19 protein-coding genes are annotated in these 21,010 nt (G+C 34.2%); 5 read left to right on the forward strand and 14 right to left on the reverse strand.

Annotation, left to right across the window (positions count from 1 at the left end):
• Window positions 1-24: 24 nt before the first annotated feature.
• The 3 genes from ACWG42_RS00630 to ACWG42_RS00640 all read right to left on the reverse strand — a co-directional run bounded on the left by ACWG42_RS00630 (window position 25) and on the right by ACWG42_RS00640 (window position 2,304).
• Window positions 25-519, reverse strand: coding sequence for a hypothetical protein (locus tag ACWG42_RS00630; protein ID WP_455789503.1), 495 nt, complete (start codon window positions 517-519; stop codon window positions 25-27).
• 71 nt (window positions 520-590) lie between these two features.
• Complete coding sequence (locus ACWG42_RS00635) at window positions 591-1,430, reverse strand: inositol monophosphatase family protein (RefSeq protein ID WP_455789504.1); 840 nt, start codon at window positions 1,428-1,430, stop codon at window positions 591-593.
• Window positions 1,431-1,479: 49 nt separating this feature from the next.
• Window positions 1,480-2,304 carry a transporter substrate-binding domain-containing protein gene (locus ACWG42_RS00640; protein ID WP_455789505.1) on the reverse strand — a complete coding sequence of 275 codons (825 nt, stop codon included), beginning with the start codon at window positions 2,302-2,304 and terminating at the stop codon, window positions 1,480-1,482.
• A 321-nt stretch (window positions 2,305-2,625) separates the two neighbouring features.
• Between ACWG42_RS00640 and ACWG42_RS00645 the strand changes: the two genes are divergently transcribed.
• The 3 genes from ACWG42_RS00645 to ACWG42_RS00655 all read left to right on the forward strand — a co-directional run bounded on the left by ACWG42_RS00645 (window position 2,626) and on the right by ACWG42_RS00655 (window position 6,800).
• Window positions 2,626-3,810 carry a winged helix-turn-helix domain-containing protein gene (locus ACWG42_RS00645; protein ID WP_455789506.1) on the forward strand — a complete coding sequence of 395 codons (1,185 nt, stop codon included), beginning with the start codon at window positions 2,626-2,628 and terminating at the stop codon, window positions 3,808-3,810.
• Window positions 3,811-3,916: 106 nt separating this feature from the next.
• The gene (locus ACWG42_RS00650) at window positions 3,917-6,211 is read left to right on the forward strand and encodes a hypothetical protein (protein ID WP_455789508.1); all 2,295 of its coding nucleotides are present in this window, start codon (window positions 3,917-3,919) and stop codon (window positions 6,209-6,211) included.
• Between the two features lie 178 nt (window positions 6,212-6,389).
• A complete protein-coding gene (locus ACWG42_RS00655; RefSeq protein WP_455789509.1) occupies window positions 6,390-6,800 on the forward strand; it encodes a hypothetical protein in 411 nt (136 codons plus the stop codon).
• Window positions 6,801-6,874: 74 nt separating this feature from the next.
• Here the strand turns inward: ACWG42_RS00655 and ACWG42_RS00660 are convergent, their stop codons facing one another.
• Both ACWG42_RS00660 and ACWG42_RS00665 read right to left on the reverse strand, forming a co-directional pair.
• On the reverse strand, window positions 6,875-7,345 hold the full coding sequence (locus ACWG42_RS00660; protein ID WP_455789511.1) for a VanZ family protein: 471 nt from the start codon (window positions 7,343-7,345) through the stop codon (window positions 6,875-6,877).
• 51 nt (window positions 7,346-7,396) lie between these two features.
• Window positions 7,397-8,704 carry an immunoglobulin-like domain-containing protein gene (locus tag ACWG42_RS00665; RefSeq protein ID WP_455789512.1) on the reverse strand — a complete coding sequence of 436 codons (1,308 nt, stop codon included), beginning with the start codon at window positions 8,702-8,704 and terminating at the stop codon, window positions 7,397-7,399.
• A gap of 89 nt (window positions 8,705-8,793) precedes the next feature.
• On the opposite strand from ACWG42_RS00665, the gene ACWG42_RS00670 reads away from it, so the two are divergent.
• Window positions 8,794-9,987 (forward strand): acyltransferase family protein, encoded by a 1,194-nt coding sequence (locus tag ACWG42_RS00670; protein WP_455789513.1) that lies wholly within the window; start codon window positions 8,794-8,796, stop codon window positions 9,985-9,987.
• On the opposite strand, the gene ACWG42_RS00675 is transcribed toward ACWG42_RS00670, so the two are convergent.
• The 6 genes from ACWG42_RS00675 to ACWG42_RS00700 are packed head-to-tail and all read right to left on the reverse strand — an operon-like array spanning window position 9,973 to window position 14,900.
• On the reverse strand, window positions 9,973-10,788 hold the full coding sequence (locus ACWG42_RS00675; protein ID WP_455789514.1) for a Cof-type HAD-IIB family hydrolase: 816 nt from the start codon (window positions 10,786-10,788) through the stop codon (window positions 9,973-9,975). The genes ACWG42_RS00670 and ACWG42_RS00675 overlap by 15 nt on opposite strands.
• A complete protein-coding gene (locus ACWG42_RS00680; protein WP_455789515.1) occupies window positions 10,785-11,447 on the reverse strand; it encodes a YczE/YyaS/YitT family protein in 663 nt (220 codons plus the stop codon). Before ACWG42_RS00680 ends, ACWG42_RS00675 begins: the two co-directional genes overlap by 4 nt.
• A gap of 51 nt (window positions 11,448-11,498) precedes the next feature.
• Complete coding sequence (locus ACWG42_RS00685) at window positions 11,499-12,920, reverse strand: glycoside hydrolase family 1 protein (RefSeq protein WP_455789517.1); 1,422 nt, start codon at window positions 12,918-12,920, stop codon at window positions 11,499-11,501.
• A complete protein-coding gene (locus ACWG42_RS00690) occupies window positions 12,917-13,261 on the reverse strand; it encodes a PTS lactose/cellobiose transporter subunit IIA (protein WP_455789518.1) in 345 nt (114 codons plus the stop codon). The genes ACWG42_RS00685 and ACWG42_RS00690 overlap by 4 nt, the downstream gene beginning before the upstream one ends.
• Window positions 13,262-13,273: 12 nt before the next feature.
• Complete coding sequence (locus tag ACWG42_RS00695) at window positions 13,274-14,572, reverse strand: PTS sugar transporter subunit IIC (protein WP_455789519.1); 1,299 nt, start codon at window positions 14,570-14,572, stop codon at window positions 13,274-13,276.
• 19 nt (window positions 14,573-14,591) lie between these two features.
• Window positions 14,592-14,900, reverse strand: a complete 309-nt coding sequence (locus ACWG42_RS00700) for a PTS sugar transporter subunit IIB (RefSeq protein ID WP_455789521.1) — start codon at window positions 14,898-14,900, stop codon at window positions 14,592-14,594.
• A 312-nt stretch (window positions 14,901-15,212) separates the two neighbouring features.
• Between ACWG42_RS00700 and ACWG42_RS00705 the strand changes: the two genes are divergently transcribed.
• Window positions 15,213-17,144, forward strand: a complete 1,932-nt coding sequence (locus tag ACWG42_RS00705) for a BglG family transcription antiterminator (RefSeq protein WP_455789522.1) — start codon at window positions 15,213-15,215, stop codon at window positions 17,142-17,144.
• Between the two features lie 24 nt (window positions 17,145-17,168).
• Here the strand turns inward: ACWG42_RS00705 and ACWG42_RS00710 are convergent, their stop codons facing one another.
• The 3 genes from ACWG42_RS00710 to alr are packed head-to-tail and all read right to left on the reverse strand — an operon-like array spanning window position 17,169 to window position 20,999.
• Window positions 17,169-18,764, reverse strand: a complete 1,596-nt coding sequence (locus tag ACWG42_RS00710) for an NAD(P)/FAD-dependent oxidoreductase (RefSeq protein ID WP_455789523.1) — start codon at window positions 18,762-18,764, stop codon at window positions 17,169-17,171.
• 16 nt (window positions 18,765-18,780) lie between these two features.
• The gene (locus ACWG42_RS00715; RefSeq protein ID WP_455789524.1) at window positions 18,781-19,815 is read right to left on the reverse strand and encodes an acyltransferase family protein; all 1,035 of its coding nucleotides are present in this window, start codon (window positions 19,813-19,815) and stop codon (window positions 18,781-18,783) included.
• 35 nt (window positions 19,816-19,850) lie between these two features.
• On the reverse strand, window positions 19,851-20,999 hold the full coding sequence (alr, locus tag ACWG42_RS00720; protein ID WP_455789526.1) for an alanine racemase: 1,149 nt from the start codon (window positions 20,997-20,999) through the stop codon (window positions 19,851-19,853).
• Window positions 21,000-21,010: the final 11 nt, after the last annotated feature.

A 21,010-nucleotide genomic window follows, 5' to 3' on the forward strand; every position in this document is an offset into this window, starting at 1 on the left:
AGATTTCCTTCTATTACAAAATTGTTAGTGATCTTTATATATTTCGTAATGCAAAATAAGCGCTAAATGTAACATCGCTTTGTGTAATTTTCGATGATACGTACTCTCCACAATGCCACCTAATTCTTTCATGACTTGTTGTTTACTAAGCTGTCTTACATAAACATCAAAAAGGAGTTCTCGCTCACTCTTCTTCATCTGCGCGATTCCCTCTAACAAAATATATGCTTGTAAGTCTCTTTTCTGTAGTTGTTCTTTGTGTTTTTGTTGCCTATGCATGGCTTGTAATACAACATTCTCTCGCTCATGATAGCTTGCATTTCGCTCGATCTGTACAACACTCTTCGTATATTGTAAATAATCTCCAATTTCATCCTCAATGCGCAAGGTACTATCATACTCTCCATATAGAATACTTTGCAAACGAACTCCTGCACTGTAATATCGCAAATACTCTAATCTTTGTTTCATATCCTTTACTGTTGCTTTTTCATCAATGTATGTTTTTATACTTTCCATAGTGCCTCCTATTAAACCCTTACACTATGTATATACGAGATAAAATTCAAAAATCCTAAAAAAAAGAGAAATTATTTAAAAATTTTCTCTTTTTCATAAATGGAAAACACAATTTCCTTCTGTCTGCCATGACTTTCCCACACCGCATCTTCTCCTAAATACGTATAATAATGCCCATATTTCATCTTTCCAAGAATCGCTCCCATAAGGATATCTCGAATATTTCTAGTGTCTGAAAAATAAGCAAGTGCTTCTCCTCTCATACATTTATAAATTGCATCTGGACATCCCAAACGATGTTCTTGATCATCCACGACAGTATATCCTTGTTCTATAAGATGTTGTACAATATCTTGTGAAAGACGGCTATTCTTATAGATTATGGATGGAGTATGCTCATTGGGGATATAATTGAGTTCTTCCCCATCGTTGATATCCATACATGATACTTTTTTATAAAACAAAGTTCCCACTCCATCACAATAACTATACATCTCATCTCTAGCAGGAAAATACACGAGCGCAACTTTCATATCTTGATCCTGTAGGATAGCACTACAAATCGAATAGGTATCCCTTTGTTGTAAGTAATCGAGTGTTCCATCGATTGGATCCAATACAAGGGTCATTGCGTAATCTTGTTTCGTAAATAGTTGAATACTTTCTGTATCCTCTTCTACATCTAAGGTAAGGATATCTTTGTATTTTGGCAACAAAGAAGTAAGGATCATTTCTTGTACGATTTCATCTGCTTTTGTTTTTGCTTCACGCATTGCCTTATGATGCGCATCTTCCCCTTCTAATAAGTCCACTTTCTTACCTTCATTCAAAATCCCTTGTTGCATTATCTTTGCAACAACTCCTGCTTGTTTACTTACTAGAAACAAACGTTCATATAGTTCTTGATACATAGTTTCCCTACTTTCTTCATATTAAGAAAAGACAATCCAAAGGGATCGTCTATTTCAAGAATGCTGGTGCAGCATTATTTGCGATATTCATATATTCTTCTTTTGTTTCTTTTTTAAGTTTTTTAAGGAATGATTCTACTCCTTTATAAAGTTCACTATCTTTGCTATCTTCTTCCATTGCCATAACCAAAGACTTACTAACTTTAAATCCTTTTTTCAAGGATACAATACTTACATCACTATTTTGTTTTGCAACAAGTGCAGCAGTAGCATTATCTAAAACGATTGCATCTGTTTTCTTATCTTTTAATGCTTTTAAAAGCTCTGCCGTATTGGCTTTAGGTTCTTGATGTTTTACATCCTTGATTTGATCAATGACACGATCACTTGCCATACCAGCTTGTGCACTTACTTTTAATTTTTTGAACTGTTTGATATCCGTGAAGGCTGCACTTTTATCATCCTTACGTACAACTATGGATAACCCAGATTCTCCGTATGCAGAAGAATATGTAACGTTATCATTTTCATCTTCTTTTAATAATCCATTAATTACGATATCTACTTCATCAGAATCTAGTGCTTCTTCAAATTTTGCACTGCTCATCTTTTTAATAACCAGTTCTTTCTTCAAAGATTTTGCTAAATCTCTAGCAACTAGTACATCATAACCACTTGCAAAATAAGATTTCCCAAATGCTATCGTATTGTCATTTTGTGTTTCGGATAGATAATTGTAAGGCGCACTTTCCGTATCCATTGCGACAATCAATTGTTCTTTTCCTGTATTTTCGCTGATGTTTGGTTCTTCATCACTACCACATCCTGTTAGTAACAATGTACATGCAAACATAACTGCTAATAGTTTTTTCATATATACCTCATTCCTATACTCACAGTTCGAGTATTTTTTCATTTTATAGTACAACAAAGAGAATGTCAAATTTTCACATAAATTCCCTTATTTATAAATCTATGTACGCAATCATTACACTAATCTAAGCATACTTTTCAAGGATTTATTCTCTACTTCCTTCTCTTCATTTTCATTCCATCATAGAATTTGATAAGTCATAAATAAATCATAGAAAAATACATATGAAAGATGTTCTTTTTGTAGTATGATATTAAGACAATAAAATAGTACAAAAAATGTAATAGTACTTTTTGTGAATCATAAAAAGGGGAAATTTGAATGAAATGCATAGACGAGCTTCAAAGCAATGAACAGAAAAAAATAATGATTTTATTGCTTTCTGAAAACAGTATGATTGTCAATGAGATTAAATACGACTTATGTGAACATCTCAGCAAACAAGCTTTAAACTTATTGAAACTTCTCCTTCTGCATGGCAAACATACCATTCCAAAGGAAGACATTATGGATATTTTATGGAATGACGCAAATAATCCTCAAAGTTCCTTAAAGTTTTATATCTATAAACTTAGAAAAGAACTTAAAGAAATCCCTGGATTAGAGTTTGTAGATATCATACGAACAAGTAAACAAGGTTATTATATTGATGAGTGTATACAATCTGATTGTTATGACATAGAAACCAAATTTGAACAAATAAATTATGAAACACTACTTTGTGACGAATTAGTTTCTGATGCAAATGAAATTATAACACTTTATGCAAATGGATTACATACGACAAGTGATTCTCTATGGTTCATACAAAAATGTGAATATTTTAGAGGGATTTATTTGGAAACTGTTGATAAATTATGCGAATATTATTATACGCATAATGAATTCGAACAATTAAGAACACTAGCTTTGCAATCAAGTATACTAGAACCATCAGTAGAAATACATCACTACAACTATATTCGTGCTTTACTAGCATTAAAGAACTTTGGATATGCTTTTACATATTATCAAAGCATCTCAAAAATACAAACAGATCTAGGTTATCAACCAAGCAATCGAATGAAAGATTTAAAGAACCAACTTTCCGATTATTTTGAAGAAGAAGTAGATATCCATATCATTTCAAATCATTTGAAAGAGAAAAAAATAGAAGATGGTGCACTTTGTTGTGATCGTATCGTATTTGATCATTTATTTGAAGTATATTTAAGAGATAGTAAGCGTACAAATAAATCCTATTTCCTCATTATGTTTCAAGTGAAATCCCCTCTTACACAGATTCCGTTGGAACGATTATTGATGCGTACGCAAACATGTATTCAACAAAGTTTACGCAGTCAAGATATTATGACACATATTAGCAAAACACAGTTTATGGTGTTGTTACACTGTAAGGAAAAAGACGACGCATTTAGCATTGTACAAAGAATTATGTTAAAATTTAAAAAATATATTTCAGTAGAAAAAGGTAGATTATCTTACTATATAGAACATGTTATATAAACGCGATAGAAATATCAGCGTTTTTCTTTTTTCTAACCGTTTATTATACCTTTACATCATATACTATAGATGTAGATATTTATTTATCTGAAAAGGGGTATAGTATATGAAACAAAAGAAATTTAAAAAGACAATATTGTCTTTAGGAATTGCATTATTTACAATATTTTCGATAAGTAATCCAATCCTAGCAATCAGTGATCCAAATAAAAAAACAAAAGAAGTATACGAATCTTTGGACAGTATACTTTTCAAAAGTAAAGTAACTGTACAAACAACTGGTGAGTATGCATCCGAGGGAAATGTTAATCGTAATGGCAATTGGGTTGGTAATACCTTTGCTTGTGGTACAGGAGAAGTATACTTTAAGGTCATTGTACCAGTTGAATATGATGTGGAGTTTAGTGCTACAGTTAGTGAATTAAGCGGAGGCGCAACAGCACAAGATTTCTATAACGTACAGTTATCGAATGAGAATTCAAATGGAAACGCAGTATACGACATTACTGTTTATCATAGGTCTATTGGATATCATAGACACGGGGGTATCGGTAATGAATTATTAGACATCGTAATTAATGCATCTATTACAAAAAAATTGGATTTGACAACGTACTCAGCAGAAGTTAATTATGAAATTGATACTTGGAAAGAAGATGGAAGTCAAATTCAAACTCCTCAAGCTCCAATTAAGCAACAAATTAATAACTTAAAGACAAACGAGTCTTATACAATTGATTCTCCATTCATCAATGGATACACACCTTCAAAAGCAAGTGTAACTGGAATTATCACCAACAGCAATGTATCAGAAAAAGTTATATATTATAGAGACCGTAACAACAATGGCGTAGCAGATAAAGATGAAACTAATTATTCAGCAACTGTAAGCTATGTGATAGATCCTGAATTGAATGAAACAATTTATGGAGATAAACTACCATCAGCTCCTAAAGCACAAGTGATAACTGGATTATTAACTACGGAAGAGTATTCATTTACTTCCCCAATCTTAGATCGACTTGTTGCGGAGAAAGAAGTAGTTAAAGGTGCTATTATAGATGTAGATGTTAATGAGACTGTAACCTATTATCTAGATCGTAACAACAATGGCGTAGCAGACAAAGATGAAAGTAAATATTCAGCAACTGTAAGCTATGTGATAGATCCTGAATTGAATGAAACAATTTATGGAGATAAACTACCATCAGCTCCTAAAGCACAAGTGATAACTGGATTATTAACTACGGAAGAGTATTCATTTACTTCCCCCATCTTAGAGCGACTTGTTGCGGAGAAAGAAGTAGTTAAAGGTGCTATTATAGATGTAGATGTTAATGAGACTGTAACCTATTATCTAGATCGTAACAACAATGGCGTAGCAGATAAAGATGAAAGTAAATATTCAGCAACTGTAAGCTATGTGATAGATCCTGAATTGAATGAAACAATTTATGGAAATACATTACCATCTGCTCCTGAAGCAAAGAGTGTGTTGGATTTATTAACTAAGGAAAAATATTCTATAACATCTCCAACATTAGAAGGATTTGTGGCAGATAAAGAAGTAGTTGAAGGTACCATCGAAAATTCTAGTGTTAATGAGACTGTAACTTATTATCTTGACCGTAACAACAATGGTATTGCGGATAAAGATGAAACACTATTGAAAATAGAGTTCGTTGATTATAATGATGAAGTATTATCTACGCAACTTGTTCTTCCAGGATTATCGGCTTCACTTCCAACTGATCCTATAAGAACTGGTTATGAATTTACAGGTTGGAGTGGAATATATCAAAATGTTTCAAAGGATGAAAGGGTTGTTGCGACCTATCGTAGTTTAATTTTACCAATCGTCCCAACACCAACACCAACACCAACACCAACACCAACACCTGGACAGCCAACAATACCAGCTCCAGTGTTACCTGCTCCATTTGTACCTGTAGTGAACACACCAGCACAAGTTGTGCCAGTGCCAGTTCAAAATAACAATCCTCAAAATGCTCCTCAACCTGAAGAAGAAGTAGTTGTTGAAGAAGACGTAACTCCTAAAGCTGAGCCGGAGAAAGTAAAAGACAATTCCACACCAAAAGCAAAAGCTGAAGGATCATGGGCACTATTCAATTTAATCGCAACAGGATTATCTTGTATACTAGCAATCTTCTTACTACTTTCTAAACAGAAGAAAGATGAAAAAAACAATGGTTTTAAAAAACTTGCTTCTATAATAGTACCAATTGTATCAATCGTTACATTTGTATTAGTGGAAAATATGACGATGCAAATGGTAATGAGCGATAAATGGTCACTATTATTCGCAGCATTCTTGATTGTTCAAATAGCAATTTGTGCAGTAGGAATTAAATATAGAAGTACTAAAAATAAAGAAGCTTAACAATTCATTACTTCGATAAGCATCTTGTCAAGAAAACATCCTTTGACTAAGATGCTTTTTTATTTGCAATCTTCATTTTAATATAACATAATTTCATAAAATAAAATTTACAAAAAAACGTCGTAGTATAAAAACTTATGATACTATGTAAGAAATAGATGATAAAAAGGAGAACATTATGGAAAAAGCAATGGATTTTAGTGAAGTTATTGATGCGTCAATTGAAAGTGTTTGGGAGGTCTTACATAAGCCTGCACACATTGTGACGGAAGGATTTTCAAAACTTCGTATAGAGGATGATTTACATTGGGTTCAAAGAGAAGGTGAAGTTGATACAAACTGCACTGCTACATTACACGAAGATACATATACAGTACATGTTGTAACACAAAACACAAAATATGATAGTGAAAAAACAGACATTACACTACGTCTTGAAGAAGTTGATGGAAAATGTAAAGTAAATGTTCATTATGTAGTAGATACAACCGCCCTTTTGAATATGTTAGTGTTCAAAACTATGGGTGAAAAATTAGAACATCACGCTAGCAATGTAATTATTAAAAACATCAAAAAAGCGGTACGTTAAGGTTAAACATTAGAGTAAACAAAAAAAGTGGAAAATCCACTTTTTTTGCTTAAGAACATATAACATCACAATTTCTAAAGTTGCTTTGTCTTGCGTCTCTCTTTATATTTTATGAGTACTTTATAATATATTTGTAAAAGCATAAAGCCAAGTGTTCCACCAAAGGTATCAATCAGTACATCCTTAAATTGTCCACTTCTGCCTTCCACAAAAAGCTGATGAAATTCATCTGTTGAAGCATATAGGAAAACTGCCACGATTGCATATACACCATAATGTTGTACATTTATCTCTTTAAAATATAGAGCAAATAAGATTGCTAAGACTGCATATTCACTCATATGCGCAAGTTTTCGTAAAATGAAGCTTGCCACATCAAATAGCCATCCACCATTTTCCACAAGATTTATATTGAAGATGCGATCTATTAGTTCAATTAGTTTATTGCTCATTCCTTGGGAATCATCCGCAACTTGAGCAGAGAACCAAAATATAACGGCCATCCAAATAAAACACAGAATTAGATAAATATGTTTTCTTTTCATACAATCACTCCTGTGCTTCATTATATATAATATTGAGTGTTTTGTCAGTTATTATTTTTTATTGGTATTTGAAATTGTATCAACTGTTTTAAATGTATACCCTAAATCTTTCATATTTTTAATGAATGTATCCATAGCTTCATAGTTGCCTTTATTGCTTGGATGCAACAAATAAATGGCTCCATTATGGTAATGATCCATCATAGTCTTTAATGCCTCTTCCCCACTTACATCACTTGCATAATCATAATATGCATGACTCCAGTTATACGTACGATAACCTAAATCACTCACCATCTTCATTGCACGTTCGCTGCTTCCACCTTTTGGAAAACGAAATACTTTAACCATAGGTTTTCCTGTTACTTGCATATAGGTCTTTTCTGTTTCAGTTATTTCCTTCACAAACTTATCTACACCACTCGCATTCGCAAGCGTCGTCATATCATAATGATGCCACGTATGATTACCTATTAGATTTCCATCTTTGACAAGTTCTCTCATAAATTCTGGATTATCTCTAATATAATTCAAGGTTAAGAAGTACGTTGCCTGTACATCATTTTTCTTTAGTACTTCGGCAATTTCTTTGATATAGGTAATGTCATTGCCTCCTTCATCAAAAGTTAAATAAATCACTTTCTCATCAGGTCCTTGAAAAAAGGTATTATATTTCAATAGAAATTGTTCATCTTGTGCCGCAGTGGTTCTTTTGTGATCTTTTGATTTGCGAAACCACCACTCTTCCATTTTATTATCATAGGTATCATGATTATAATAGAGTTTCACACTTGTAGGATCATCACATACTTGTACCTTACGAACAGCTTTACCAACATTTCCACTACTATCTTTTACCTCATATTCAATCTTATAAGTGCCTTTTTTCTTGTTGTTCACATGATTTTTTATCGTTACTTTTTCTTGCAGTTGTTGATCATAATTATCCTTCACTTCATACCCTGCTTCTTGAAATTCACCATTCATAAATATACGTACAGTATTGTCTCCCTTTAGATGAAATTTCGGAGGCGTTGTATCCACGACACGAACTTCACGTGTTACCTTTTTTTGATGTCCCTTTGATTCATAAGTAATTTCATATGTTCCAAGTTTGTGTGTGTTTAACGTGCTATTTACTTGTATATCATCACTATAGTCTGTTAAATGATAACGTGCCTTTACACCAGGATCTACAAAGGCAGTGTTTACTTCTATCTCCATTTGTTGTTTACCCTCAAGTTTTAGTAACGGTACAAACAATCCACTAAAACATAGAATTTTTATAAGCAGCGTAAATACAAAAACACCCACACATCCAACAAGAACATATATCCCTAAACGACAACGTTTACTCACAGCGTTCACCTCTCATTTCAATCTATGCCCTTCCTCTATAGAAAATGCTATGAGTATGTTATAATATTGGATATAAAGGTGTGACGAACGTGAAAAAATACTTATTTATTACAACTCCTATCATTATAGCGCTTCTCTTGTTATTGCGTTATTTCAATGTATTACAAGGCATATATGCAGAACCCATCTTCATTTTATTGGTCGCATTGATATTGTCGATTGCATTTGCGTACATAGAGAGAAACGCCCAACATAATGCAGATGAAAAAGAAGTACATTATGATAATCTAGATATTACTAGATTTGCCTTGTCTATCGTTGTTGTACTAGTACATATGAGACCATTCCTTGGTTATAATGATCATCTAGATTTAGCATTTAATTACATCGTTGGAAGAATTTGTGTACCTCTGTTCTTTATAACTTCTGGTTATTTCGCCGCAAAAAAAGAACAGGAACGCCCTGGGTATATACGAAACTATATCAAAGGATCCTTAAAGTTCTATCTTGTTTGGAGTATTATTTATCTGCCATTTGGAATAGAAGCGTTAGAAACGCTAAACATACAATTACCTCCTGCAGCCTTCCCTTTAGCTATCCTTGTGGGATTCTTCTATACTGGTACCTTTTATCACCTTTGGTACTTTCCTGCGCTGTTACTCGCGATGATTGTCTTAAGAGGATGGATGAAGCGTTTCCCTATGAAACCATTATTGGTAATTTCGTTCCTTCTCTTACTCTTAGGCGCAACAGAAACATACTTTGGTTTTCTACCTGATCAGTTACAACACTTTCTATCTACATATTACTTCCAGATTTTCTATACAACCCGCAATTTCTTATTCTTTGGTTTGTTTTATGTTGCGCTTGGATATTACATCGGCACAAAAGAAAAAACTTATGTATCCTATGCTTTTTTAAAGCTCTTGTTGTGTTGTGTGTTGTTAGTGGCAGAAGCCTTAATCCTACAAACCATCGATCGTTTAGATAGTAATATTTTATTATCTTGTATCCCATTGGTGTATTATCTCTTTATTACTCTCATTCACACAAAGCCATTCTTTAAAACAAAGAAAACAATTCCATATCGTGAATACTATAAATATTATTATTTAGTACATCCTTTTGTAATATATTTTGCGACGATGGTATTCTTGCATTTTGATCGTTTTGAAGGTCATTATTGGATACAGATTGTCATTGTATTAACGAGTGTTCATCTATTATCTAAAGCAATCTTGATGCTAAAAAAGAAGTATCCCAGGGCTTTACGCCATCTGTGATACTTTTTCTTTTATATATTGAGCTACTCCATCATCTTCACAGGTTCCACAAATTTCATATGCCTCTTTTTTTATCTCATCACATGCATTATGTACTGCGATGGTATATGGAAATTGTTGAAAGACTTCTAGATCATTATTGCTGTCTCCAAAATATAATAAGTCTTCCTTTGCTAGTTGTTGATAAGCTAGTACTCTTTGAAGCATAGAGGCTTTATTTACACCCTTTGCGGTTATCTCAATATTGTACGGCAAAGAAGAGGAAACTTGTAAATGTTCAAACATGTGTAATTCATCCTTCACTTGTCTAATAAATGCTAGATTTACACACATGGTTTCCATTTTTAAAATAGGTTCATGTATTTGTGTATAGCTATCCACAATATGAACAGGTTCCATGAAATACTCTCCTTGATAATCTGGATGATAATATGCTTTTACACAGTCCATCATACCTTGCAATTCTCCACTTCCATAAATTCCACGAGAGGTGAAGTAAAGACACGGTAAATGATGGTTTACTATGGTTTCTTCTATGTTCTTTATATATTCATCTTGCATCGGATATGATAAAATCTCATTTCCAAGAGCATCTACGTATAAAGCTCCGTTTAATAATATGGCTGGTACCTTTATATCTGTTGGAAAGGCACTTCGAAAATCCATATAGCTTCTTCCTGTACAAACTAGAAACAATATCTGTTTCTCTTCGAGTTCTTTTAACATCTCTCTTGTTTTCATACTCATGGTATTGTCTTCTAATAAAAGAGTGCCATCTAAATCACTTGCTATACATTTCATTTTAATAGTTCCTTTCTTTCAAAGAGGGAACGATACATCTTCGAATTATTCTTTAATTGCACAACGCGTTTATATAACCATCTTGTTGTTATCCCCGTAAGACATGCAGATAATACGGTTCCAATACCGATGACTCCACCTAATAAGAAACCACAGAGAAAGAATACAATATCCAATGAAGTTCTTATCCATACATAGGATAATTTAAAACGTACAACAAAGAAATAGATAACCGCATCCACCATATTCATCCCACGTTCTACAGTTTGAAAGATCGCATAGGACATGCCAAAGCTTAACTGTGCAAGAATGATACATAAAAATCGTATGATGAAAGATTGTTCACTAAGATTCATAGGGATGATAAACACGTTGAAAAAATCAATCGCAAACCCTATTAACAAAGTATACAAAATAGAAGGCCAACCGATATAACGTCGATTTACCAACAATGCAAAAACTAAAAAGAAAATAGAAAATAATTGATCTGCTCTTCCTAAGGAAATATTTAACGTACGATGTAATCCATCCACAAATACATCAATGGTATCACTTCCTAATCCTACCTCTACAAACAACGCAACCCCAATCGCACATATACAAGTAGAAAATAGTGTTTCTACTACAATTACAGCATTCTTCTGAATCGTTTTCTTCATACAACCCCTTTCCAAAAAAGGGGAAGCTTTCGCTACACCCTTTTCTAATCATTATAATTGTTCACCATTTGTTTTAATGACTTCTTGATACCAATAGAAGGAATCTTTACGTAAGCGTTTCTTTGTACCATTTCCTCGATCATCGATATCTACATAAATGTATCCATAACGTTTACTCATTTCGCCTTGTGAACAACTGATGATATCAATTGGACCCCAAGACGCATAACCAAATACATTTACACCATCTTTAATAGCTTCTTTCATAGCGCGTATATTTCCTTCTAAATAGGAAATACGATAATCATCATGTACTTTACCATCCACAACTTCATCAATTGCGCCAAGTCCATTTTCCGCGATAAACATAGGTACATGGTAGCGATCCCAATACTGATTCAAAGAATTACGGAATCCAAGAGGATCGATTGCCCATCCCCAAATGGATTTTTCTAAATAAGGATTGGGTTGTGGTTCTTTCATACCCGCTTTTGTTGTACGTGTAAAATAGTAAGAGAAGGATAAATAATCAGCTGTGTTTTCTTTTAACAGTTTCATATCTTCTTCTTTCATTTCGAAATCAATTTGATTCTCGTTAAAGAAACGTAGCGCATACTCTGGATAATATCCTCTTAATAAAACATCACTATAGAAATATACACCCATTTGATTAGCTTGTGTTGCTGCGAACACATCCTTTGGATCACAACTAGCTGGATAGCTTGTATCATCCCCTGTCATCAACCCGATTTGTAGATTAGGATTGATTTCATGCGCGATTTTTGTAGCCATTGCACTTGCGATAAATTGATGATGAACACCTAGATATACATCACTCAAAGTATATCCCTCCATAAGTCCAAGAGAGGAGAATTCCCCCCATCCTCCAAGGGAATTTATTTGATTGAATACAATCCAATATTTTACTTTGGATTGATATCGTTTAAATAGTACTTCGCAATATTTTACAAAGCATTCCATTACATAACGACTTTTGAATCCGTTATATTTCGTAACTAAATTCACTGGTATTTCATAATGAGAAATGGTCATAACTGGTTCTATACCTAGTGAAATCATTTCATCCAACAAATCATCATAGAATTGTAGACCTGCTTCATTAGGTTGTGTTTCTTCTCCTGTTGGAAAAATGCGTGTCCAGTTGAAGGAAGTGCGGAAACACCTGAAACCCATTTCTTTCATAAGAGCCAAATCTTCTTTGTATGTATGATAGAAATCAATTGCGCTTCTTCTAGGATAGTATCCTACGCTATCTTGTAGTGCTTCATCAATTTCTTCTTTGCTATGTTTAAAGCCTACAATACTTGTACGACTATATTCTTCAGGTAAAATTTCGATATCTGCGATAGATGGACCTTTTCCATCTTCATTCCATGCACCTTCTGCTTGATTTGCCGCAATGGCCCCTCCCCATAAGAAATCCTTAGGGAAGCCGGTTGGAGTTTTTATCATAATTTGCCCACCTTTTCTTCTATTTTTCGAATCATACGAATGATATGATTGGTCATATTTACTTCTGAATTGATGGTCATTAAGGTATCTTGTGCATGTGTAAAGAGTAAGGTTGTTTGTAGTTCCTCATCTTCTATCGTACTTTGAATCATATCCGTTTGTACTTTATGCGCAATCGTGATTTCATCTTTTGCTTCTTTTAGTTTCGCATTCACAGCATTTACATCAACGCCATCTTCTGTATCATGTACTGCCTCATTTAATAAATTTCGACAGTTGCCGGCATGCAGAATCATCTGCATTGCCGCACTGTTTAGTTCTTCTGGTGTTACTTTTTTCATAGGAATTCCCCCTTATACACTTTCTTCTATTTCTTCTCTATGTGCTGCTTTCTTCGCAGCTAGTTTTTCTTTCTTTTCTTGTTCTGCTCTTTCTTCTTCACAAACTTGCTTGTCGTAAATTTTGAAGAATGGATAATAAATCACCCAAGAAATCGCGAAGATTACCATAACAAGAATTGCTCCATTTAATGATTTTGTGACCATGTATCCAACGATTGGACTAGGTAAATACCAAAATCCAAATGTTTCTGCAGGAATTGGAGCCCAGCCCCATGCTAAAGCCGCGTAAACTATCATTGGTGAGATTAATCCAATAATCCACATAGGAATCATTAACAATGGGTTAAAGGCAACTGGTGCACCGAAAATCAATGGTTCGTTGATATTACATAAAGAAGGTACAAATGTTGATTTTCCAATTACTCGTAATTTCTTTGATTTCGCAAGCACTAATAACATAACCGCAAGTGCTAAGGTAGTACCACCACCTCCAAGTAGGAATAAATTAGTGGTTTCACTTGTATGGATGAAGGTAGGTGCATTTCCTGCCGCAACTGCAGCCATGTTATCACCCATTCCTTGTAAACAGATTGCGGATGTAATTGGATAGATTACCCATGTAGAAATACCGAAGGTATATAAGAATGCATATCCAATGAAGTTTAGTAGAACAAATCCCCAGAAGGATTGTCCAATAGAAATAAATGGTGTGAATACTTCATAGATTACATCGAAGATACTAATCTTTAATGTGAATGTGAAGATAAATCCAATGACAAGACAGATTGTAATAGGAATCAAAGTATCAAACCATACCGTTATAAAGTCTGGTAATGCGCTATCTTCTTTAAAGAATGAATGTTTTGCGAATTGATTCATCACAGCTCCAACAAATAGACCCGCTACAAGTGAAGCAATCATACCTCCAGTACCTAAGTTTGAGAATACAATTTGGATATTCCCAGCATCATCGAAGGTAGGATACACAATCATTAAGAAGAAGGCAATTCCTGCCATACCTGCTTGTTTTGCTGTTTTCTTGTGTTTTTTCTTCTCCATAAGAGTAGATGGAATTAAGTATGCCAAGAAGATGGAAAGTAGTCCAAATGAGAAACTGCTCAACATCGAAATATCTGGCATTTGTGGTACAAAGTCTCTAATAATATTAAATACAGTCGCAAAGGAACCAATTAAGATAAGTGGCATTGCCGCAAGAATTGATTCTTGTACAGAGGCAAGCCATGGGTTTCTTGCAATTTTGTTCATCTTTGGCGCAAATACATCTGTCATCCAATTCATAAATGATTTCATAAAATTTCTCCTCTTTTATTTAAATGTCTAGTTCTTTTCTGATAGAGTTTAATACAGCCGCTCCATCCAATGATCCATAAGCATTTTCATCAATGATTCTTACTGGAACATCATAAGGATCTGCAATTTCCTCTAGGTCATGAAGCATATACTTTAAATGTGGTCCTACCAATAATAGATCGATTTCCTCAATATAATCTTCTACTTCAGAATCACTTCGTGCTTTCACACCTATTTCAAATCCTTCGTTTTTTGCGGCAACGCGGATATTTTTTGCCATAAAGCCACTGGAAGCACCAGTTCCGCATACTAATAAAATGTTTTTCATATTCTAATCTCTCCTTTTTGTGAAATTTTTCGTGAAATTCATTACGATTGATGATAAACTATATTTGAGATATATCTACTGACTGTATGAGCGTACAAGTTTGAGGGGATGTATCTCTTTTTCTGTCTTTCACGAAATGTTTCTAACCTCCTTTCCTCTCTTTACACTTCAAGCATATAGGATTGTAAAAATTCCTTCAAATAAAAAAAGTTCCTCTAGATGGGAACTAATTCCATTTGTATCAAGGAAGCTTCTTTTATATACTGTAGGTAGCATAATAGGACAATACTGTCTTTTCATTGGGGTGAACATATGAAAATAAAAAAACAAGATCAGTTGGTCATATTGTTACGAGATGAGCGTGAAGAACGATATGTCCCTGCACAAGAACTAGCCGATAAGCTAGGCGTATCCACTCGTCAGATTCGTAAGTATGTAGTAAATATCAATGCGTTTTATAATGCTTCTGTCATCCTTTCCAACTATCGTGGATATTGTATGGATCAAGGCCTATATGCAGATATACAAGAACATACACCAACACGTACCATCGAAACTCCAGAAACAAGGAAGAACTATATCCTACAAAAGTTAATTTGTATCAAAGAAGGATATGATATCTTTGATTTAAGCGACGAACTATTTGTAAGTAGTGCGACGATTGAAACTGATTTAAAAGAAATCCGAAGCATTCTACGCGATCACAATTTACATTTGATTCGCAATAAGAATATGTTGTTGGTAGAAGGAAATGAAATGAACAAGCGTACCTTCATGAGTCACCTCATATCTTCTGATAGTTATGATAACTTTATCCTGAAAGATGAAGTTCAACTACTGACATTCCATTATCATTTTTGGGATTTTCGAAAAAATATAAGAGATATATTTTCACAAAATGATATATTTGCGAATGATTATACCCTAAACAATACAGCACTGCACCTCATCATCATGATTGATCGTATCCGCAATGGATGCATTATGAAAGATGAAATTGATTTAGATAGAGTGAAAAAGAGTAAACAATATCAAGTGAGCACCCAAATTCAAAGTTTTATAGAAACAACCTATGATGTTAAAATCAATGATACAGAGTTGTACAATTTGGTATTGATTATATCCAATCATACAACGATATTGGATTATTCCTTTATTACTTCAGAAAATATTAGTGAATACATCGAACAAAAATTTATTGATATTGCCCATAATGTCATACGAAAAGTGGAACGTAATTACTATTTAGATGCTTTTGATGAAGACTTTATAACGAAGTTTACTGTACATGTCAAAAACTTATTTAATCGCGTAGAAAATGAATATTATGCCAAGAACCCTTTAACCGCTAAAATCAAAACATCGTATCCATTGATTTATGATATTGCAGTCTTTATCGCACAAGAATTTAAACGAGATTATCAAGTAGTTTTAAATGAGGATGAAATTGCCTTTATTGCCTTTCATATCGGAAGCTACTTTGAAAATAATGTACAAAGTAAAAACAAAGTGACGTGTGCCTTTATTTATGCAGATTATTATTCCATTCATAAGAATGTATTAGATAAAATCATGCGACAATTTGATCAACGTATCAATATGAAATATGCCATCTCCATTAACAATTACAACCCTGGTTTATTACACGCAGACCTAATTATATCTACGATTGACATGCCTTTTGCGAACGCTTCTGTTACTATACACCCCTTCCTTACAGAAAAAGATACTCGCGCAATACGAGATGCGATTGAACGCATCAGCCAAACAAAGAAAGGAAATGCGTTAAAAGCATATTTGATGAATTTCTTTGATCAACGTCTCTTCTATAAAAACCCTTCCTTTAAGGATAAAGAAGAAGCACTAGAAATCATGTGTAGAGATGTTGTAAAGCTCGATTATACGGAAACATCCTTCTATGAGGATGTACTCGCAAGAGAGCATATGTCGAGCACGGCCTTTGAAGATGTTGCAGTTCCTCATTCTTTATCGAAGAATACAAAGTCTAGTTTTATATCCATTGCGATAAGTGAAGAAGCAATTCCATGGGGATCACATCCAGTACATATCATCGCCTTAATTGGAATCAATGAAGATTCCAGAAAAGTATTCTCTGAAATCTTCGAAGAAATTATTGAAATATTAAGTGAACCTGTACATGTAAGAGAACTATTACAAATGCAGGATTTCAATGAGTTCATCCAACATATGAAACAATTAATGTCAAAGGTTCGTATCGATTAAAGGTACAAAAAAAGTAACATAACGTTACTTTTTTTCGTATTGATATAGTTCGATTAGTTTTTCTGCACATCGCAATCCATCGATTGCCGCAGATACAATACCACCAGCATATCCTGCGCCTTCTCCACAAGGATATACTCCTTTTACAGAAATGCAGTTGCATGTATCTTTTTCTCGTTCAATGCGTAGTGGAGAAGAACTTCTTGTTTCCACTCCCGTAAGTATTGCATCATCCATCGCAAATCCTTTGATTTTACGATCAAAATTCACAATTCCCTCTTGCATCGCTTCGTATACATAACTTGGAAGGATGTCTTGTAAGTTACAAGGCGTAACGCCTAATGTATAACTAGGTTTCACACAACCAACGGTTGTGGATGGAGTCCCTGCTAGAAAGTCTTTCACAAGTTGTACAGGTGCATGATAATTACTTCCTGCTAGTTGATACGCTTTTTTCTCTATGTCACTTTGTAACTGTATTCCTTTTCTAGGATCATCATCAAAATCAGAAGTACGCACTTGTACAAGAACTGCACTGTTTGCGTTTTCTTGATCCCGCGCATGTTCACTCATTCCATTCACTACAACTCCACCTTCAATGGATGTAGAAGGTACAACACTACCACCAGGACACATACAGAAGGTGTATACACCTCTTCCATTGCTTGCTGTATGTACAAGACGATAGTCCGCAGCCTTTAAGCGTGGATGATCCGCATGTTGTTTATATTGTGCTTGATTGATTAAGGTTTGAGGATGTTCGATTCTTGCGCCAATCGCAAATGCTTTGGCGTGAATAGAAAATCCACGATCCATTAACGTTTCAAAAGTATCTCTTGCGCTATGACCAATCGCAAGGATAGCTTGTTCACAAGGGATTTCTTCTCCATTGGCAATTACTTTTACAAGTTCACCCTGTTCGATTACGAAATCTTCTACCTTCGTTTCAAAACGAATTTCTCCACCTAATCGAATAATTTCTTCTCTCATTTGTTTCACAATATTTCTTAAATAATCTGTACCAATATGAGGATGTGCCTGATATAAAATTTCTTCTGGTGCACCAAAGCGTACCAGTTCTTCTAATATTTTAATAATTCTTGTATCTTTTACACGAGTGGTTAATTTTCCATCAGAGAATGTACCTGCTCCACCTTCTCCAAACTGTACATTACTAGAAGGATCAAGAACACCTTCTTTCCAGAAACGTTCTACGCTTTTCACACGTTTTTCAACGCATTCTCCACGTTCCAACACCAAAGGTTGATACCCAAGTTGTGCTAACAACAATGCTGAAAACATACCCGCTGGGCCAAACCCAATGACGATTGGGCGATGCTTTAAACCGACTACACCTTTTTTGGGCATATGGTAACGTTCTTTCACAGCTTTTGATACATCTTTCATTTTATACTTTAATAGCTTTGTTTCATTTGCTACTTTACAATCCACGGTATATGTAAAATGAATATCTTCTGCTTTACGTGCATCAATACTTTCTTTCACTATATGATAGGATAATAACTCTTCTTCTGGAATACGTAATTTCTTTACAATCTTTATTGGAAGAATTGTTAGTTCCTCATCTAGAGATAGTTTTAGCTGTTGGATTCTTATCAATACATTCACCTCGTCCTTAGTATACTGCTTTTAGTATATGGATTCTTCTAGATATCCAAAGAATCACATAAGAGAATACCAAGCTTGCCGCAACAGAAATGAAATATCCTAATAAGGAATTCAACTCTGGCATTGTCCATATTAGGACGCTGACAAACATGATATGTGATACATATACCAACAATGACATCTGTCGAAGTGTTTGGTATATTTTTTGTTTTTGAAGATCGATACGTTTCAACCATAAAAACAAGAAGCTTACACAAGGGATTAACATCACATACATACTTGCTAAATCACTCATAAAGCCATTTGCTTTCAATAGATAACATTCCCCAAACAATAACGCTAGAGAAATCAAAAAACCTACAAATAACACTGGTTTCTTCACATAGAGCATATGTTTAGAGAAATATGCTCCAAGTGCTATAAATATCATTCCAAAAAACAATCCATTTCGAGTGGTAGAGAAAATATCTACATAGTATTTCCATATAAAGTCCACAACTGGAATTCCTTCTAATAATTTTGGATATACATTTCCCATCATTCCAATCAAATACAATAGAAGGGTAATCCAAATCGTTTTCTTTACATTTAACATGGTAACCAAATAATAAACAGCAAATACCGCAAACATAAGTGCTGGTAAAAACCACAAGTGATAAAAGCTTCCCATAAAGAAGAAATCTCGCACATAACGTAAGATCGCCGCAAATGTAACACCATCCCCTGATCGCATAATCCAGTAGGTAAATGGAAGATAAAGAATCGTCCAAATGACATAGATTTTAAAGAGCCTTCCTAAATAGTGTTTTAATACTTGTATATTTTCATAATCGTTCCATTCTCTTTGCAAATCAATTTTCTGAAAAAAGAAGAAACCTGAAGTGATAAAGAAGAATGGTACTGCCACACGTGATAATACTTGTACAAGGACAAAGTTCGCGTCCATATTAATATCTACAAGTGGTGCTGTATGAATGCATATGACAAGCAATGCACTTACAAATTTCGCAATATCTATCGCATAATAATTCTTTTTTTGCATATTCTCTCTCCTTCATAAAAAATAGCCTTGATCGGCTATTTGTAGATTCTTGGCACTCTTGCGCTGATCCAGCAAAGAGTTTCATTGTTAATGGTATTTGCTAATCGAGTAAGTTCATCAATGCTTAGATGTTCTTCTTGATCATTCCCAAACAAGGTCACTACATCTCCCTCTTTTACATCATCAATATCACTTACATCAATCATCATCTGATCCATACAGATGTTTCCAATGATGGTTGCTTTTTTTCCATGGATCAACACATGGCTATCCTTATTTGATACACAGCGTGGATAACCATCTGCATACCCAACAGATAACGATGCGACTTTTGTTGGCTTAGATGCCTTGAAATGCCTTCCATAGCTCACATTAACACCCTTTTGGATGGTTTTCACTAAGGATACATTCGCTTTCCACTCCATGACTGGTAAAAAGTTAGGAGCGGTATTGATTTTAACTGCATCATCGCTAGTAACACCCATCCATAACAAACCAGGTCTTACATAATCATAGGATAGTTCAGGATAGTTTAAAATTCCATAACTATTTTGTAAATGACGTGTTCCTACCTCGATCCCTGCCTCTTTTAAATCCTGTAGAACACGATCAAACATAATCTTCTGTTGTTTCGTATAGGCTACATTGTCTTCTTCTAAACCATCACTCACACTAAAGTGAGAAAAGATTCCACAAGTTTCTATATGTTGTAGTTGATACACTTGTTTAATGTCTTCAATATGGTATTCATGCTCTTGCGCAACAATCCCAATCCTTGACATACCTGTATCTACTTTTACATGCCCTTTGATACACACTTGATGTTGTGCACAATAAGCATCTACTTTTTGTGCATATTCCAAAGATACAAAGGTCTGTAACAAGTTTTTTTCATGAAGATAATGAAAATGTACAGAAGGAGTATATCCTAGTATTAAAATTGGGGAGTGAATACCATTCTCACGTAAGGTAATCCCTTCATCCACACTACTGACACCGAAGAAATCAATGCCACATTTCTCTAATTCTTTTGCACAAGCAATATCTCCATGTCCATATGCATTTGCTTTAACGATTGCCATAATCTTACTTGATGATGGAATCAGTTTTTGTATTTCTTTGATATTATGTCCGATATTGGACAAATGAATCTCAAGCCATGATCTTGTATCACTCTCAAGCACGGTCCTCACCT

The organism is Amedibacillus sp. YH-ame10 (assembly GCF_053848885.1).

Coding starts and splice junctions, on each gene's coding strand:
- ACWG42_RS00630 (WP_455789503.1), bottom strand. CDS start 519: ATGGAAAGTATAAAAACATACATTGATGAAAAAGCAACAGTAAAGGAT.
- ACWG42_RS00660 (WP_455789511.1), bottom strand. CDS start 7,345: ATGAAAAGAAAACATATTTATCTAATTCTGTGTTTTATTTGGATGGCC.
- ACWG42_RS00680 (WP_455789515.1), bottom strand. CDS start 11,447: ATGAAGAAAACGATTCAGAAGAATGCTGTAATTGTAGTAGAAACACTA.
- ACWG42_RS00690 (WP_455789518.1), bottom strand. CDS start 13,261: ATGAAAAAAGTAACACCAGAAGAACTAAACAGTGCGGCAATGCAGATG.
- ACWG42_RS00635 (WP_455789504.1), bottom strand. CDS start 1,430: ATGTATCAAGAACTATATGAACGTTTGTTTCTAGTAAGTAAACAAGCA.
- ACWG42_RS00715 (WP_455789524.1), bottom strand. CDS start 19,815: ATGCAAAAAAAGAATTATTATGCGATAGATATTGCGAAATTTGTAAGT.
- ACWG42_RS00685 (WP_455789517.1), bottom strand. CDS start 12,920: ATGATAAAAACTCCAACCGGCTTCCCTAAGGATTTCTTATGGGGAGGG.
- ACWG42_RS00640 (WP_455789505.1), bottom strand. CDS start 2,304: ATGAAAAAACTATTAGCAGTTATGTTTGCATGTACATTGTTACTAACA.
- ACWG42_RS00700 (WP_455789521.1), bottom strand. CDS start 14,900: ATGAAAAACATTTTATTAGTATGCGGAACTGGTGCTTCCAGTGGCTTT.
- ACWG42_RS00650 (WP_455789508.1), top strand. CDS start 3,917: ATGAAACAAAAGAAATTTAAAAAGACAATATTGTCTTTAGGAATTGCA.
- ACWG42_RS00655 (WP_455789509.1), top strand. CDS start 6,390: ATGGAAAAAGCAATGGATTTTAGTGAAGTTATTGATGCGTCAATTGAA.
- ACWG42_RS00705 (WP_455789522.1), top strand. CDS start 15,213: ATGAAAATAAAAAAACAAGATCAGTTGGTCATATTGTTACGAGATGAG.
- ACWG42_RS00645 (WP_455789506.1), top strand. CDS start 2,626: ATGAAATGCATAGACGAGCTTCAAAGCAATGAACAGAAAAAAATAATG.
- ACWG42_RS00695 (WP_455789519.1), bottom strand. CDS start 14,572: ATGAAATCATTTATGAATTGGATGACAGATGTATTTGCGCCAAAGATG.
- ACWG42_RS00675 (WP_455789514.1), bottom strand. CDS start 10,788: ATGAAATGTATAGCAAGTGATTTAGATGGCACTCTTTTATTAGAAGAC.